The sequence below is a fragment of the Celeribacter naphthalenivorans genome, from assembly GCF_020524585.1.
GTDB lineage: Bacteria > Pseudomonadota > Alphaproteobacteria > Rhodobacterales > Rhodobacteraceae > Celeribacter > Celeribacter naphthalenivorans.
This window is the reverse complement of sequence record NZ_JAIVLK010000001.1, coordinates 315,622-333,228: the sequence shown is the minus strand read 5'-3', so window position 1 is coordinate 333,228 and position 17,607 is coordinate 315,622. Positions and strand designations below refer to the sequence as shown.

The window sequence follows — 17,607 nt, the reverse complement described above, 5'->3', positions numbered from 1 at the left end:
AGCAGAGGCTTTTTGACAGCTCTTTGCGCGGCACTGGTGCTTTGCCTGCTTCAGGGCGGCGCCAAGGTCACGGCCGCGCCGCTCGATCCTGCAGAGACTGCGATCGGTCTCGACATCGACATCACCGCCGCGACCCTGGACATGCGCGTAAACGATGTCCCGGTTTTCACCCCCGGCGCGCCTTTTGGCTCTGACGCGACAATCACCACTCACATACCGCTGAACCCGGCTTTCCGACAGGGGCAGAACACTGTCGCCCTGACGCTCACGCCCCGTGCAGATCCGGTGGACGGGTTCGAAACGGCCTTCCGCGCGCGCCTGTTGTGGAGACCTGCAGGCCAGCCCACGCTGCCCTTTGCCGACACGGAACATGCGATCGCCGTCACACTCGACACCGCCGGATCCGACGGCCCGTGGTTGGTCAGCACGCCCGGCACACAGAAGCACCTGGCCATCGCCGGAGTTAAAACCGCCACCCACGCGGATGGAACGGCGTCTTTAGACTTTGTTGTCGACGTCGACATGGCATTGCCCCCGTTCATCTGGCAAGCGGCTGAGCCCTTGGCCCTGACTTCCGAGGCCGACACCGGCATCCGCGCCGCCTATGCCCGCCTCCACGCCGCCCTGGCGCATGGCGAAGAGACCGCACGTCAGGCCCTCGCCCCCTATATCTCCCGGCAGGCCGCTGCCATCGGCGTCACGCCCGACCAGTTTTTTGACGCCTCCCTTGCCCCCCTTTTCCAAGCTGATACCGGTTTCGAAATCCTTGAACTGGATCCGAATGCCGGCATCGTTCAGCGGTTCGGAAACGGCAGGCTCGCGGCTCTGGTGCCCTCCCCTCTGGCGTTCTACAATCCGTCGACGGGCCAGCGGGCCACGCTGGTGCTCTATGTCTGGCAGGATGCGAAGGGGGACTGGCGCGTGATCCACTGACGTTGGAAGACCGGGTCGCGTGAGGCAAGCGTAGCTCAATGACCGATCTAGTGAAGCAGCGCCTCAGCGAGACCCAATTCGCCGAATGAAGGCAATGGGCCGGAAGCGATATCTAAACGAAATCGGCGGAAAGCGAAAGTTCGCCGCATGGCGCATGAAAGGAAAAGTTGCGATGGAATGTGTCGCGCGGAGTGCTTTTCCAGAAGGGGCGGACGGCGCTGGCATTGAGCAAGACTGATCAGTCTGCAGCGCCCATCATTTAAGTGGGACACGGCAGCGAGCCAGAGTCTCAAATACCACTTTGTTCTTTGAAACAACGATGAAGCAATTGGCGCCTATCCTCTTCCTTAACAGTTGCGGGCAATTTGATTGTTGGGGGGAGTGATCTCTGTTTTCTGATGTCAGACATGGTTTGCAGAAAATCTGCTCAATATGCAGAACATCAAAGAAACCATTTGGAAACAGTCTGATATACTGCACAGACACACCAAACAACCTATGGCAGACTGCAAAGAAAATAACAAAATTTTTTAAATTCAATAAGATAAAACATTACCTTACCACCCCACCCAAGACATAAAGCCTCTCCAAATGCAATTTTTAATTGCAAATTGCGCAAATGCGCCTTAGTGGTCACCTTCTCCATCTACGGAAGGCTGTATGAGTTCATAACGGTTGTCGCATTTTCAATTTTAGAGGCCTACATGCGAATTCTGGCTGTCGATGACGACCCCTTCATACTGGAACTTCTGCCGATGATCGGCCAGAAGGCGGGCTTCGACAAAATGTCGACGGCCCCTTCGGGGACTGCTGCGTTGGATATTTTGGCGAACAGTGAGGCTCCGTTTGAATGCCTCCTTCTGGATATCAACATGCCGGGAATGGATGGGATCGAGCTTTGTGCCCGTGTTCGTGAGGTCCCCTCATATCGCAAGGTGCCCATCATCATGCTCACAGCAATGAAAGAGCGTGAGTTCATTGACCGCGCTTTTGAAGCTGGTGCGACGGATTACGCCAGCAAGCCGTTCGACATCGTTGAATTGCGTACGCGTTTGCGACTTGCCAAGGAACTCATCGCCGCACGGCAAGGTCACCTAGAGGCGAATGACAAAAGTTCGCAGCCGACCCTTTCTTGTGAATCTGACACCCCGCCCCCGCTTTCTGACGCTGTGACGATTGAAGGTATCAAAAACCTTATCTGCGAAGGTGCTCTGGAAAATTACCTAAAACAGCTCTCAAATGCGGGCCTTGGCGGCTCAAATATCTTTGCTGTGAAGATACATCAAATTGAGGCCATCCATTCCCGAGCCTCGATGGCAGAGTTTTCATATGCGCTCACTGAGGTGACCGACGCGATTTTCAATGCTCTGGGAGCGACGAAGCCTTTGATGTCCTATGTCGGCAATGGCGCCTTTATCGTGGTCTCCAACACGCCCCACTTTGAAACCTCTGAAAAACTCGAATCCGAAATTCAGAACGCTCTCGATGAAAAGAACTCCGAATACGACAATGGGGAGCCTCTTGATCTCGAAGTCTCCGCAGGAAGCCCGTTGCGGCCCAACACCAGTGCCATGCTCTCGGTGCGCGATACATTTGAGCGCGCAATTGCACGTGCTCAGGCGCGCGTTGAGGAGAAACAAAAAGCGCCAAGGCCGGTCAATATCTACTCTGCATACAGCGTCTAAAGCGACGCCATAGAGATCAGTCGCCAGGATGTCCTTCGGGGCATTTTTTCGGTATGGTAAACCAGAATTTGGTGATCTCACCGGGAACGCTTTCAAACCCGATTTGCCCCCCCGTCTGCTCAACAATTTGCTTGGTGATGCTGAGGCCCAAACCAGTCCCGCCCTTGATGGGGGTCGCCCCAGGTGTGGCTTGGAAAAAAGGCTCGAACATATGAGCCTGCATGGACGCCGGAATGCCATCGCCTCTGTTGAGGACTGTAATGCGCACGGCCTCGCTTTCTTCTATAACAGAGATATCAATTGGACTCCCTTTTGCGGCAAATTTCGTAGCGTTCGACAGAAGGTTGGCCATCACCTGAGCAAAGCGTTTCGGATCAACAAAACCGCGCACCGTCCGATCCGGGCAAATGATGTTGCAGCGCACACCCGATATATCTGCCGCAACCAAATTCACCATAACGGATTCCTCAACAAGTGAGACAAGCTGGTTTTCCGATAAGGCAAACCGCATTTGTTTGGCTGAAAACTTTTCAAAATCCAGAATGTTATCGACCAGATCGCGCAGGCGCTCCCCGTTTTTCTGTGCAATGAACAACAACCGCTGAGCCTCATCAGATAGAGGTTCATCATCAAGGGAAGACAGCAACATCAAAGAGCCCAAAACCGAGGTCAGTGGCGTTCTAAGTTCATGACTGACAGTCGACACAAATCTGCTTTTAACTTCACTCAGCCGCCGTCGTTCGGTGATATCTATGATCTGGGAAACGAAATATTCTGGCTGGCCCTTCGCGTCTTTGATCATGTTCACGGTTAAGTGCCCCCACATAATGGCACCGTTCGCACGGATGTAGCGCTTTTCCAGCTCGTAGTGAGAAATTTCCTCTTTTTTCAATTGGTTAAACAAAGAAAGATCTTTGTCCAGATCATCGGGATACGTCAATGTCTGGAAGTCGGTGGCCTGAAGCTCCTCCTTGGAATACCCTAGAAGATCACACATGGCCTCATTTACACGAAGCAAGTCACCTTCTAAGCCGACAATGACCTTCCCGATAACCGGACTTTCGAATGTGGTGCGAAACTGTTCGACACTTGCTCTCAAAGCGTCTTCGGTGGCCTTGATGTCCGAGATGTCCGACATTGCGCCGCTCAAACGAATAGGCTGACCAGCCTCATTCCGTTTTGAAACCGCAATATCGGTACGGATCCAGCGCCATTGCGTTCCATCCCGTGATCGCAATCTATATTCGCAACGCGCCCTCTCGTGCGTGCCGGCGAGACACAGGCGGATGGGCTCCAATGCGGCATCAAGCTCCTCAGGATGCACGCGGCCTCGCCATTCCACCTGAACATCCACATCATCTGACGGGTCCAGCTCCAACAACTCTCGCCATATGTTGGAAACAATCACGGTGTCATCAACGGGGTTGTATTCGAACACTCCAATTTGAGCGCCGACGATGGCGTTGTTCGCCCTTTGGAGCTCATCTCTGACCGAAGTTTGCGCCTTCAATTCCTTTGAAATGTCTCTCAAGACCAATGCGTGCTGCTGGCCCAGATCGGCATCGATCCATAGCGAGACATGTACCGAGAGAATGAGTGTCTCCCCGTTTTTATGCCGTCCCGCTATTTTTTTGATGAGGGTATCAACGGCGGGAGGTTCGATAAAGGCATTCAACTCAGCAACAGATTCAACGCACAAAACATCACATATGTCGCGCGTTATAAGCTCGTCCTCGTCATACCCGAACAAGCGATTGGCCTTATGATTGCTGTGCAATATTTGACCGCCCGATCCTAAAATCATAAGCGCGACCTGCATGCGCTTAAAGGCTTGAATAATCGGAGAATCTTTCAATTGGCTGCTCAAAATTCTTTCCCACGCATTGGCCAAATGACGGATACACACGTTCGGCGCTGTCACTCAGGTTTCCTGTGAGATTAAATTGGTGCCCTCAGGTGATGGCTTTGTCTACCGTACTTTTCGAGATTTTTTCGAAAGCCACAGGTATCTCCTTTCTTTTTTCTTCGCGGTGTCTGAGCTGGCTTTGTAGCGGTAGCTGTCACTGCCGGTTTCGAGGATGTGGCAGCGGTGCGTGAGCCGATCCAGCAAGGCTGCGTGTCAAGGGCGGCGCAAAATTGGTCCATTCGGAGAAGCTGAGGTTCGCGGTGATGACCACACTGCTGCGCTTGTAAAGCTTGCTCATCAGATGGAACAGTAGCGCGCCGCCTGATGAACTGAACGGCAGGTAGCCTATCACTGAATTGGCCGCCATTTCGACCGGATATCTCAGCCAGACCAAAGGGGCTTAAGGATGGCCTTAAGCACATGCTTATCTCTCAGATGAAAAGCAAAATGCTTTAACCTGACAACATCCTGCAGTCAGTGTCGGTGTTTTGTAAATATTATGACAAAAGACCCAAGAGCGTCGCAGGTGTCGTGACCCGCTGAGAGAAGCTTAGGCGATGAAACTCCGTTTCAGAGGCCAAATCCATGCCCTCAGGGTCAATCGTAGCAATATGCCAACGCCCGCGCACCCCGTTAATATGCGAGGTCAACATTTTGATCTTGTTTGGAAATCTCCCAAAGTGAGCGATCAAGCTTTCTTCTTGCTCAAGCAACGCTTCGGCTCCACGCAGATCGACACTCAAATCTTCGGCAGACAGGCTATCCGAATAGCGTGCGGGTCCGCCGTTGAGATGGATGGCCTCAACATTGAGTTTGAACATACAGCTGTCTGCCAGATCGAGATATTTCGAAGAGCGGAAGAATTTACGTTTGTAGCGGTTCTTGGCCCGTTCAAACGCGATGCCATCAAGCCTGTGTGCTGTCCCGATCAACGTCATACGCCGGTCCCGCAACACATCGCGCCCCTCGCTTTGGCTCAGTGTGACAGACACGCGGGGGTCGGCCATAATATTGCGGGAATGATGGCTTATCGCGGCTCCATAAAAGGCAATTGCCCCATCGGGTTCCACAGAGAGGTTCGTGACAGCGCTATAGGGAAAGCCCTTGTTGCGATCCAAAGTCGCCAATGAGATTTGACGTGTTGTGCGCAAAATGCGCCGCGCCAAGTCTCGCGGACCAAAAGGCTCTACCTCATTTTGTTCAAGCGGCGTTTCCCGCACCAGTTTCATGCGATGAGACACTGCGTCCCCCTTTTCGCTTCCCGGCAAGAGGGACGCCAAAAAGCGCCCCTCTGACCTCGTACAAGCGCAGTTGCACAGAAATGCCTAGCACCCCTTTCAGAACCGGGTGGTCAAGCCAGCAATAAAAGTGCGGCCGCGGCCCGCCATTTCTTGGTAGGCAGCTTCGTTGCCGCCCGGATACCCATAGGCTTCATCGAAAACATTCTCGATAGAAACGAACAGCTCGGCTGTGTCGTTCAGTGCGTAGCTGCCGTAGAGATCAACAAGCGTGTAGCTGTCTGTTTCCGAAAGATACGCGCCGTCAGGATAGCTGCCCCAGTCATAGGCAGCCTGCGCCGTCGCTCCAACATAGCGGACCTGTGCCCCAAGCGTCAGAGCTTCTTCGAAAGCCCGCATACCGACGTCAAGCATCGCTGTGCGATCGGGCTGCGAGGAGGTCAGACCATTGCCCATGCCGGTACCGTTGCCAACGGGTTGGCTGTCCGTGTCGCTGATCGAAAAACTAAGATTGGCGTAGAATTTTCCGGTGTCATAGCCCCCCTCGAACTCGATCCCCTGCATGATGGTTGTGCCATCCGTGTTGACCCACATTGCACGATCATAGGCATCACCGGGGATCGAAACGAAATCATTGACGATGTAATCCTTGATCCAGCTGCGAAAGACCGACGCCTTGAACCATGCCTGATCTTCTGCGCCCCATACTCCTTGGCGATTGAATTCCGCGCTCAACTCCACAGTGCGGCTGGTTTCTGGATCAAGGTCGAGATTATTGGTCATCCCTGTCCCCACACCGTCACCGAAGGGCACAAGCCCATAGAACATTTCATGCGTCGTCGGCGGACGGAATGTGTGCGCATAGCTTGCAGAAAGGGTCAGCTCTTGCGTCGCCGCGTAGCTCAGTCCAATATTTGGCAAAAGCTCCCCGCCGTCGCGTTTGACCCACTCATCCCCACAGGACGGACCATTGGGCGGGCAATCCGCAACGCCGGCGGCATAGGGCGCACGGTAGCCATCAACCTGCCAGTGATCATAGCGCAGCCCGCCGAACACGACCACGCGGCCATAGTCGATTTGCCCGTCGACAAAGAGGCTGGCTTTATCAAGTTTACCGGGGTTGTTGCCGCCGCGCATGGCATGAGTTTGGAAATCATCCCGCGTCCAACTCAGCCCATAATTGAGCGTCAGGTCACGGCCACTCGCGAGCGCAAACCGGCTGTTGTTGGTGACCGAGAGCCCATAGGTCTCTTCTTCGGTTTCGCGTCCCGCATAAGAGCCGCCGGTACCGGGGTAATAGAGCGCTGTGTTGTTGTAATAGGTCGATATTTTCAGATCGATCAGATCATTGCCGGGTGCGTAGGCGTAATCGGCGGTCCAAGTTTGGTTATCGACATCCCAAGTGTAGCTCGAATTGTCGAAGGTGTTGCCATACCACCGCGCACCAAAGCTCAGTTTATGCGCGTCATTGGGAGCGATTTCGATCTTGGCGAGCTTGCCTTCCGGCGCGTTGACTGAGGTGCGAGAGCTGCTCAGTTCGCCATCGTCGCCCGTGGCATAATCGCCTTCGTCCGTATAGGCATAGCCAAAGAGCACATCGACATGGCCGTCTCCGCCCCAAAGCCCGTCAAAGCGTTTCCCGTAGCTGAAAAGGCCGGAGTAGTTATAGCCGTTGTCACCAAACTTCAGGCGGGCCATGCCGCCTTCGGTCTCCCCCTCGCGCAGAATGTCCTCCAACGAGATGGTGCGGAAATTTGCGGCCCCGGTGAGCGTCCCGGCACCTGCGGCCCCCGACACGACGCCACGTTCGATGTCGATCGCGCTCAGAAACTCGGGCTGGATGTACAAAAGATTGCCACCCGAGGCTTCGTGCCCCGCCGTATTCTTGAAGCTTTGTGGCACCCCATCGATCATGGAATTCACCCGACCATATCCAGACATGCCCCGAATATTGACTTCGATCCCCGGCTGACCTGAGCTTTGCCGGGTCGACACGCCGGGAGTCATATCGAGTGCATTCTGGGGATTGCCGGAATAACGGGTTTGCAAATCTTCTGTCGGAACCGTTGTGTCAGATGCCCCCGCTTCGCTCTGGACAACAATCAGCGCCAGTTCGTGAATCTCGACACTTTCGCTTTGAGACAGCGCGGAAAGAGGAAAAATTGCAAGCATGCTTGTACTTGCAACAAAAGAAAGAGCACGTCTTTTGGGACGCATAAACTGCGACATTGTCAACTCCTGTGACGTCAGAGAAATGTGGAATTTCCCTGGATCGTTCACAGGTGCTGCGCACCTTATCAAACTGTCTCGGAGAGCGTATTCGCTCTGCGCAGTAAAACAAAGTTCACCATCGACCGCAAGCAGATTGGCGGAAAAGCTGCGAGAATTAGCGCCGCTCTGTGAGAGCACCGCCGCTCCCCACCCTACGGGTTTCCTCATAGAAGCAATGGGATGGAGCCCCACTGAACGTGCTGAACATAGAGGATCTTCGGCTTCATCTGGCGAGTTTTTCTGAGAAGCCTCGCCTTGCAGATGCCTTGGTGGGATCAGCGCAACAGGCGAAGCGGTGATATAATATTGACGCTGCCATCGGCACATCGCATCCCCACAATGATGCCTGAGTTTGCCTGTAATCCAGAGCGCCTCACCCACTTGGCGTATCTAGCTGCGAAGTCCATCGTGAGCGACAAAGCGGGGCACGATCGACCGACGGAGAGAATTGCCCCAAGCCGCGGGAATATTTGCACCGAAAAATGTCTTTTCTTCCAAGACATATGCCTTTAAATTTCTGGCAGCCGCCTCTGGCATCACGATGTACACGTGAGCGCCAAGATCACGTCAGTTCGCGCACCAAAGGTTGCATGACTGTCAGCCCATCAGACGAAATCGTTATATTGGCAGAGGTCAGGCATGGCTGTTTTTATTGATCGCTGGAATTCTGAGCTGTTTCGAAACCACCATCGGGACACGCTCTCCCGTGCTGCGCGGAGGATCGCATAATTCGACCGGAAAGGTGGTCGCAGAATGTCGGGCCAATCGTGTATGACAGACCAAAATAGCAAAATACGGCTCTTTCGCTTCTACCTCGATCATTGGCATGGTTTGCGGCGCAGTCTGGCCGGACGTCTGGGGTCACAGGACCTGGCCGATGAAGCGATGCAGGAAACATGGATCAGGCTCGAAGGCCTTAAAACCGCCCCCTCCTCAGTGAACAACCCCCGTGGCTATTTGCTGAGCATTGCGGGCAATATCGCCATTGACCTGATCCGTCGGGAAAAACGGCACAGTGATCGCGCCGCGATTGGGGATATCGACATCGACACGCTGATGGACGATGTGCCCTCCGCAGAGGAGGTGATGCTGGCGCGCGAGGAGTTGAAACAACTGGTCAGAGCGCTCTTGAAGCTCAAGGACAAACCCCGGCGCGCGCTTTTGATGAACCGTTGTCTCGGCATGGGCCATCGTGAAATTGCGCTGGCCCTCGGCGTCTCCGAAAGCATGGTCGCGAAATATATGGCGCAGGCGCTTCGGCATTGCCGCGATTATCTGCATCACACACAATAGAAGATTTTTCAGTGCAAGATCGATGCTTTCATTTCGTCCCGTCTATAGAGACAGCACGCCAAACGGCAAAAAGGTGGCAAGGGTCATGACCTCCAGCGGAAAAGACAACATGAATGTAACCTCTTCCGAGCTCAGCGATCAGGCCCTCGATTGGATTGTCCGGCTACATTCCGGCAGCGCCGAACCCCATGACACGCAGAACTGGCAGGCATGGCGCGCCATCAGCCCCGCACATGAAGCGGCAGCGCAGGAGGCCGAGCAGCTCTGGAACGGTCTCGGGGCCGCCGGGGCCGGCTGGGGACGCGAGATGCGCAACCGCCGGATGACACGGCGCGCCGTCATTGGCGGTGGCGCGTCGATGATTGTGGCAGGCGGAATGCACAGCCTCGGCATTCTCGGCACACATCTGTTCGCCGATTATCAGACGGCCACAGCCGAACGTAAGAGCTTTAAACTTAAAGATGGCACCGATGTTTTGCTCAACGCACGCACCGCGCTTTCCGGTACATTTGAGAACGGTGACCGGGGCGTGTCCCTCGCGCGCGGACAGGCATTTTTCACGGTCGCTCAAAACAATACTGCGCCGTTTCATGTCTCGGAGGGCAAGACCACGATCACCTGTGCGCAGGGTGAGATTGATGTCGATCTGTGCAATGGACGAGTCGGGCTTGTCGTTCACACAGGCGCGGCTGACGTCACGGGCCAGACCGGCACACGACATGTGGCCGCCGGTCAACACATTCAGATCACGCGCGAAGGCCGTTTCTCTGACATCAAAACCGTCGATCTTAGCGAGGCAAGCGCCTGGCGGCGAGGCAAGCTCATTTTCAACCGCAGGGCGCTTGGCGATCTTGCCGTGGAACTGGAACGCTATCGCGGCGGTCGGATCGTCCTAATGGAGGATGAATTGGCCACGATGGAGATCACAGGCGTGTTTGATCTGGCCGACCCCGACGCGATCCTTGACGCTTTAGAAGCTGCCCTCCCTGTCAGGATCAGCAAAATTCCGATGCTGGCCGCGATCAGAACAGCCTGATATAAAACAATTTTCCATATAAAATCATAAAAAGTTAAGATTTTTTTCACAACCCGCTGCAAGTTGGCGCGCCACGTCTCGTCTCTCTTATGACACGCCAGGTGACGCCCTTGTGACCCAGCCGAAATAGAACCTTGAAAATCGGCGGGGGACCAATGACCAACACGATACGAAAAAGACCTACCCTGCGCGCGCTCGCACTCTGCACGACCGCCGCGCTGAGCATGACCCAGTTCGGGTGGACCGAGATGGCTTATGCCCAAGCGCAAAGCGCAGAAGTGACCCTATCCATCCCGGCTCAAAATCTTGGCTCTGCCCTGACGCAATTGGCGGATCAAAGTGGCATACGCCTGATCCTATCCTCGCAGATTGTGGCCGGCAAACGCAGCCCAGCGCTCAATGGGAGCTACACCGCACGCAGCGCTTTTGCCGCCCTGCTCTCAGGGAGCGGGCTAAGCTATCGTTTCACAAGTGCAAACACAGTGACAGTCTACGCCACGAACGACAGCGCCGCAGTCGACCTGCCCGAAGGCACGTTGTTGTTAGATACGATCATCGTTTCGGGTGGAACCGGCTCCTATTCCGCCAACAGCAATTACGAGGAACCCGCCTCCATCGTCTACAAGGACGCGGAAGAAATTGAACGTTTTCGCGGCACTTCGGTGGGTGATTTCCTCAAGGGCGCAGCCGGTGTGCTCAATGGCGACAACCGCAACAGCGGGGCTTTGGATGTCAACGTGCGCGGGATGCAGGGACAAGGCCGTGTGCCCGTTGTCATTGATGGCAGCTTTCAGGAAACCACCGTCTATCGCGGCTATTCCGGCATTGCGGGGCGGACCTATCTCGATCCCGATCTGATCGGTTCCATGTCTATCGAGAAAGGTCCAAGCTCCGGCGCGGATGCCAATGGCGCGACCGGCGGCGTGATGCGTGTCTCTACACTAAAGCCCGACGACATTATCAAAGACGGTGACACACAGGGCGTGCGCCTCACCTTCGGCGTGACAAGCAACACCACAGACGTCCCAGAGACGTTCACAATCGGCGCGGGACAAGGCGACGAAGAACGCTATGATCGTCCCGGTGCGCTGGAATTCGGCGACTCGTGGAACGGCAGCATTGCGGTGGCGCAGAAATTCGGTGATTTCGAGCTTCTCGCCGCCACTGCACGGCGCAAGACCGGCAACTATTTTGCCGGTGACGATGGCGATGATCCTGCGGATGACAGCCTCAATCAGTTTGTCCCCGGCGAAGAGGTGCTGAACACCTCGCAGGACAATACCTCTCACCTGTTGCGCGGCATTTACAAATGGGGCAACGGGCATTCGATTGATGCAAGCTATATGCATTATGAAAGCGATTTCGGCGAGTTGATGCCCTCGCAGATCATTCGCTTCGGCATGGGGTGGCAATCGCCTCTGAGCTATGTCGATGCCAAAACGGGGACGCTGCGTTATGGCTGGAACCCGGATGACAACGATCTGATCGATCTCGAGGCTGACCTCTATTACACGCTGAACACCACCTCGATCAACACGGCCTATGGATTCATGGCCGGTTTTCCCGGTGTTTATTTCAGCTATGCCAGCGAGGCCGAACAATTTGGCCTGAACGTCTCCAACACCTCGCGACTGGACCTGTTCGACCGTGCATTGACGTTGAATTATGGGGTGGCTGGCAAGAAAGAGTACATCCGTCCGCCATCGGATATCGAAAGTTACATTCCTGACGATTACCCCTATGTGGAGTTTGATGGTGAAATCCGCGATGGTTGGCGTCAGGAAGTGAGCGCCTTTGTTTCGGCCCACTATGAGTTGTCGAACACGCTGACCTTTGATGGCAGCCTGCGCTATTCCGAAATGAAGAGTTACGACAACAATACACGAACGATCTATGTCGACGACGGCAATGGCGGGCAAACCCGGACAGAGGTTCATACGGAATACGATGGCGGAGGTCTCGCGCCGATTGCCTCATTGACCTATGAGGCGATCCCGGGATTACAAGTCTACGGCAAATATGCCGAAGCCTACCGGGCACCGAGCCTTTTCGAGAGCACTGTGGGCTGGTCGGCGAGCCCGGATCCCACCTTGGATCTCAAACCCGAACACGCGCAAAATAAAGAGATCGGCGTCAACTATATGACGGATCAATTCGGCGCACAGATCCGGGCCAAGTTGGCCTATTTCGACAATGACATCGAGAATTACATCACCCGTGATGACAGTTGGAACTTCGTCAATCTGGATTCCGCGCGGATGAAAGGCTGGGAGCTGTCCCTCGGTTTCGATACCGGGCGTTTCTACGGCGACTTCTCTGGCTCGAAATACGTCAGCACCGAATTCTGTGATCTTGAGGGGGCGTGTTCATCGGGTGGTTCCGACAATGGCTATGTGCAACAACACGTGCCGCCAGAGACTTCGGCATCCCTGACCTTGGGGGGGCGCTTTCTGGACGAGACGCTCGAACTGGGCGGGCGTGTAACCTATGTCGGTAAACGTGCGTCCTCCGATTTTAGTGGACCACGCGGCGGGACGACCCGGGCTGTGGACTGGGATCCCTACACCACCGTCGATCTGTTCGGCAGCTATGAAATCAACGACACGCTGACCTTTGATTTCGCAGTCGATAACGTGACTGATCAATATTACATGGACACGCTGACAATCGGCCTTATGCCCTCTCCCGGGCGCACGGTGCGTCTTGGTCTGACTGCAACATTCTAACGTCTCAGGGCGCACCTCTTGGTGCGCCCTTTTCCATTTTCGCAAGGTGAAAGATGAACACACAAACTTCTATTCCCGCCCTTTCGACGCTTTCCATGCGACTTCGCGCCGAAACCAACACGACGCATGAGCGGTTGGACCGGTCCATCATGGCGGCAAAACCGTTTGACAACATTGAGAACTATGGGCGTTTTTTGCGAGTCCAGCACGGGCTGCATCACCATGCCGCTCCGATCTATCGCTCGGCCGCATTGGCCGCGCATTTTCCCGGATTGAAAGCACGAGGGCGGCTCAACGATGTGACACAGGACATGGACGATCTGGACCTCCCGCGGCCCGAAATCACCGCTGCGCCCGCCACCGAAACCGCCGATCTGCCAGAGGCACTGGGCTGGCTCTACGTGGTCGAAGGCTCCAATCTGGGCGCGGCCTTTCTGTTGAAATACGCCCGCAAGATGGGCCTGTCGGAGACCCATGGCGCTCGCCATCTGGCAGAGCCGCCCGAGGGCCGCGCGCCCTATTGGAAAGCCGTCAAATCCGCGCTTGATGCGGTTGACCTGAGCTCCCATGACCAGGCCCGTGCGATCAAAGGGGCCGAGGCCGCATTCGCGACAACCCGCGATTTGGTACAGGCGTATCTCTAAGGCGAACCGCAACGGGCGGAAGCCCCAGCACGTCACCCCTGAAGCCCCGCCTCCCGCGCTCCTCCAGCACAGCTGCGATGGACCAAGCCGCCCTCTCCCTCATCCGCCAGTCCTCCCCCCACCAGGGCTCCCCTCAACCCTCACTGTTCCGATCAAGTTCGAAAGGCGGCAAAGGGCAGGCGCACATGCGGATGCTGAACGCATTGGCTTAGGGGCGAGCATAATGCGGCGGACTCGACCGAGGCCAATGCCCATAAATTTGATGTCCATCAGCTACTCCACTCGCCACCTATCCCTGCAATTTGAACCGCAGTTTGGTGGGAAGGCATTTCATCCCATTGGCTCATCTTTGCAAGGTTTGAAAACTCGACGTGAGATACCGCGCATGCCGCAACTTTCTCTCAACGTCGACATGGCTAAATTTCAACACAGCTTAAGATCGTGTGCAGCATTTATCCATGAATTGCGGAGTTTCTTTCAGACATTTGCAGCAGATAAACTAAGGCCTTCAGCTTTTTCGCCGTTTTGCTCTGACCAAGCATTGCCTTGACTTAACACGCGTGCCCCTTCCACTTTGACACCTCTGGTTCCCTTCTCATTGAAGACCCACAATCTGCAAATCGTAGCCAAAGTGGCCGACCTGAATTTGTGCAGAAACTCACCACGAAACGGCGCGCTTCGCGCTATCACAGACTTGGCATATCGGGATCACCGACATCTGCTTCATGCTGAAAATCCAAAGCATGCCGCTCTCCGCCGGGACCAATGAGCCCAACATCACTGGGCCCGAATATCCTGAGATGCCATTCTGGTCCCATTATGCGCGCGCGATCTGCCGCGTGGCCACTCAGGTCCCCGAGACAACGGGAAGGTTCAGAGCCTTCACCATAGATTTCTGCTGAGCCAGAATTTCGTCCAGTTTCGCATCCATCACCTATTGCTGCTTGCGGATCGCCACGATCTCTTCGAACAATCTCTCGACCAGCACCGCCTTGCCGCCCTCGCCCATCTCGAGCATACTATGAAGCTCCAAGAGATGCTCCACGTCTTCGCCCGTCTTAGTCGTCCGATCCCTCAGGAAATCCGCAATTTTCCGGACCCCCAGCGAAAGTCCCGCCAGTGAGTCTCTCTTCCCCGACATCGGGATTATCCCTTCTCTCAAGCCATGCATCAAACAGGCCGGCATTCCCAAAAAGCAGCAACCATGTTGAATAATGTTTGCGGAGCGCCGCAACACGACGGCATTGCGCGAATTGTGCCTGAACCGCAGAAGGCCCGAGATCGTTCGAGAGCGCCAGCATGGCATCCGCATGATCTTTGTCGGTGTCCTGATGTTGCCAGATGAAATACGGCAGGCGCTGAATCGCGAGGCCGAGATGACGGAATGCCGTGCGAAACACATGCCCCCATTGAGTTCTCTCAAGTCGCAGACCCGGCGGCATGGAGATCGTGACATGCAGATATCGCGGCGGATCCAGTTCTATCCCTCCGGACATTGCTCCAAGCACATCTTCCTTGGACCAGGTGAGAACATTGCCCTCGATCAATTCACCGGGTTCTCGCCTCACATACCTGCTGAGCCGTCCGCCTCTCAAAGCCAAGACGCTCCATCAAACCCAATGCGATCAGGCTGTCTTCAGACGAGAGGTTCGAATCCCATTTCTGACGCCCGATGAATTTCAAATCTGCACCTGAGTTTTTATGGCCGCTCACGTGAAGTGAGGTATCTGAATGCAGCGCAGCATGATCGAAATCCGTCCCCAAATTCGACAACATAAAGAACGGAATTGTGGAAAACTTTTCCAACCATATCATCGGGCTTTTATCGCTCCGACGAAACGAGCCTGTTTTTCGCCCAAAACGCGGATTTTGCGGTCGCTCTTAGGTTCCTTCCCGTGGATTGGGTCCATTTCGGATCGCCAAGTCGTTGCCCAGCATGGGGCACCCTCATGAAAACCCACTGTATCCCCACTCTCAAAGCACATGTGCCTCAGTCCGAAATCCCTGAGACCCAAGCATACGCCGGCGGTCACGGCGCCTCTTTTACCGACGGGCGTAAGCACTCGGGAGAAATCATCAAACGCCCACAAAACGGTCATGGCGCCCGCCAGTGCAGTTGAAATCCGATCACACGTCGGCCCTATGACCCCGCCTCATGCGATTGACTCTGAGCATCTTGCAGGTGCCGGTAGGCGCCGGTGGGGCATGCCATCAACGCAGCATGAGATCCTTCCTCCACGACTCTGCCACTCTCGATAACCAGAATTCGGTCCGCATTTGCAATCGTCGCCAGCCGGTGTGCGATAACCAGCGTCGTGCGCCCATGCGACAGCTCATCAAGCGCTTTCTGGATGGCCCGCTCTGTCGCAGTGTCGAGCGCAGAGGTCGCTTCATCAAGGATCAGGATCGGCGGGTTCATCAAGAACACACGCGCGATGGCGAGGCGTTGCTTCTGTCCGCCCGAAAGCTTCACCCCGCGCTCACCGATCATCGTATCCAACCCTTCGGGAAGTGCCGCGATCACATCGTCCAGCCGCGCGCGGCGGGCCGCATCGACAATCTCCGCTTCCGTCGCTTCAAGACGACCATAAGCAATGTTCTCGCGGATCGTACCAGCGAACAGGAACACATCCTGCGGCACGATGCCGATATTGGCGCGCAGGCTGGCCTGGGTCATGTCGCGAATGTCGACCCCATCAATGGTAATCGCCCCGCCGGTCACCTCGTAAAACCGAGGCAACAGAGCACATATGGTCGATTTCCCCGCACCGGAGGCCCCGACCAGCGCAACAGTTTCACCAGCCCGGACTTCCAAACTCAGGCTCGAGATCTCCGGGTGTCCGGCACCATAGCCAAAACGTACATCTCGATACCGTATATTTCCGGTCAGCCGCCCGATCTGCACGGCATCGGGGCGGTCCGCAATATCTGGTGCGGTGTCGAGAAACCGACAATAACGTTCGAACCCGGCGATCCCTTTGGGGTAGGTTTCGATGACGGAATTGATGCGCACAATCGGCTGGAAGAACACTTTGACCAGCAAGAGAAATCCGACGAAGCCCCCCGCAGTCAAGTCCCCTTCCACCACAAACCATGCCCCCACCAGCATCACGACAACCTGCACGAAACGCATGGACAGGTAAGAAAGCGACATGGAGGCTGCCATCAACTTGTAGGCTTCGAGTTTGGTTGTCAGGTAATTGCGGTTGTTCTCAGCGAAGAGCGCGCGTTCGTGATCCTCGTTGGCGAAGGCCTTGACCACCCTGATCCCGCCGACGTTCTCCTCGATCCTGGCGTTGAACTCTGCCACGCGCCCGTAAAGCGCCCGCCAGGTCCGGGTCATGCGCGTGCCGTAGCGAGTGGTGACAATGGCCGAGAGCGGCACGATCAAGGCGGTGATCAACGCCAGCGGCACATGCACTGACAGCATCAGAAGGAACGCCCCAATCAGCGTCATCACCGCGATGAACACATCTTCGGGCCCATGGTGGGCGACCTCGCCGATTTCTTCGAGATCCTTGGTCAGCCGTGCCACAAGATGACCAGTCTTCTGGTTGTCGAAATAGCCGAAGGATAGTTTTTGCAGATGGTCGAAAGCACGGCGACGCATTTCTGTCTCAATCTTCAGCCCCAGCATATGCCCCCAATAGGTGACGATCACCTGTAGCCCCGCGTTCAACAGGTAGATTGCAAACAGACCGAACACAGCCAGCGCAATCAAGCCGATCTGATGGGTCGGCAACAGGCGATCGATGAACAGCGTCACCGCCATCGGGAAGGCCAGTTCCAAAAGCCCGGCCAATACCGCACTGGAGAAATCCAGCGCGAAGAGTTTCCTGTGCGGGCGATAGTAGGCCGAGAAACGGCGCAGCAGG

12 protein-coding genes and 1 pseudogene are annotated in these 17,607 nt (G+C 55.4%); 6 read left to right on the top strand and 7 right to left on the bottom strand.

The features are described from left to right. The first annotated feature begins 12 nt into the window (after positions 1-12). The gene (locus LC094_RS01650) at positions 13-933 is read left to right on the top strand and encodes a hypothetical protein (protein ID WP_226549570.1); all 921 of its coding nucleotides are present in this window, start codon (positions 13-15) and stop codon (positions 931-933) included. A 629-nt stretch (positions 934-1,562) separates the two neighbouring features. After that, positions 1,563-2,618, top strand: coding sequence for a response regulator (locus tag LC094_RS01645; protein ID WP_226549568.1), 1,056 nt, complete (start codon positions 1,563-1,565; stop codon positions 2,616-2,618). A 16-nt stretch (positions 2,619-2,634) separates the two neighbouring features. Here LC094_RS01645 and LC094_RS01640 read toward each other — a convergent pair whose 3' ends face one another. The 4 genes and pseudogenes from LC094_RS01640 to LC094_RS01625 all read right to left on the bottom strand — a co-directional run bounded on the left by LC094_RS01640 (position 2,635) and on the right by LC094_RS01625 (position 7,934). Beyond that, positions 2,635-4,539, bottom strand: a complete 1,905-nt coding sequence (locus LC094_RS01640) for a PAS domain S-box protein (RefSeq protein WP_226549566.1) — start codon at positions 4,537-4,539, stop codon at positions 2,635-2,637. Between the two features lie 48 nt (positions 4,540-4,587). Further along, positions 4,588-4,873, bottom strand: a pseudogene (locus LC094_RS01635) (ATP-binding protein); the annotation flags it as partial. A 148-nt stretch (positions 4,874-5,021) separates the two neighbouring features. Continuing rightward, complete coding sequence (locus LC094_RS01630; RefSeq protein ID WP_226550341.1) at positions 5,022-5,753, bottom strand: HugZ family pyridoxamine 5'-phosphate oxidase; 732 nt, start codon at positions 5,751-5,753, stop codon at positions 5,022-5,024. A 108-nt stretch (positions 5,754-5,861) separates the two neighbouring features. After that, a complete protein-coding gene (locus LC094_RS01625; RefSeq protein WP_226549564.1) occupies positions 5,862-7,934 on the bottom strand; it encodes a TonB-dependent receptor domain-containing protein in 2,073 nt (690 codons plus the stop codon). Positions 7,935-8,804: 870 nt separating this feature from the next. On the opposite strand from LC094_RS01625, the gene LC094_RS01620 reads away from it, so the two are divergent. The 4 genes from LC094_RS01620 (at position 8,805) to LC094_RS01605 (ending at position 13,732) form a co-directional block, all read left to right on the top strand. Further along, the gene (locus LC094_RS01620; protein ID WP_226549562.1) at positions 8,805-9,326 is read left to right on the top strand and encodes an RNA polymerase sigma factor; all 522 of its coding nucleotides are present in this window, start codon (positions 8,805-8,807) and stop codon (positions 9,324-9,326) included. A gap of 85 nt (positions 9,327-9,411) precedes the next feature. After that, entirely contained in the window at positions 9,412-10,362 is a 951-nt protein-coding gene (locus tag LC094_RS01615; RefSeq protein ID WP_226549560.1) for a FecR family protein, read from the top strand. Between the two features lie 155 nt (positions 10,363-10,517). Continuing rightward, positions 10,518-13,088 carry a TonB-dependent receptor gene (locus LC094_RS01610; RefSeq protein WP_226549558.1) on the top strand — a complete coding sequence of 857 codons (2,571 nt, stop codon included), beginning with the start codon at positions 10,518-10,520 and terminating at the stop codon, positions 13,086-13,088. 53 nt (positions 13,089-13,141) lie between these two features. After that, positions 13,142-13,732, top strand: coding sequence for a biliverdin-producing heme oxygenase (locus LC094_RS01605; protein ID WP_226549555.1), 591 nt, complete (start codon positions 13,142-13,144; stop codon positions 13,730-13,732). Positions 13,733-14,790: 1,058 nt separating this feature from the next. Here LC094_RS01605 and LC094_RS01600 read toward each other — a convergent pair. The 3 genes from LC094_RS01600 to LC094_RS01590 form a co-directional block, all read right to left on the bottom strand. Beyond that, positions 14,791-15,279, bottom strand: a complete 489-nt coding sequence (locus LC094_RS01600) for a hypothetical protein (protein WP_226549553.1) — start codon at positions 15,277-15,279, stop codon at positions 14,791-14,793. Between the two features lies 1 nt (position 15,280). After that, complete coding sequence (locus LC094_RS01595) at positions 15,281-15,538, bottom strand: hypothetical protein (RefSeq protein ID WP_226549552.1); 258 nt, start codon at positions 15,536-15,538, stop codon at positions 15,281-15,283. Between the two features lie 334 nt (positions 15,539-15,872). After that, positions 15,873-17,606: an ABC transporter ATP-binding protein gene (locus tag LC094_RS01590; RefSeq protein ID WP_226550340.1), complete on the bottom strand. Its 1,734-nt coding sequence runs from the start codon at positions 17,604-17,606 to the stop codon at positions 15,873-15,875. Position 17,607 lies beyond the last annotated feature (1 nt).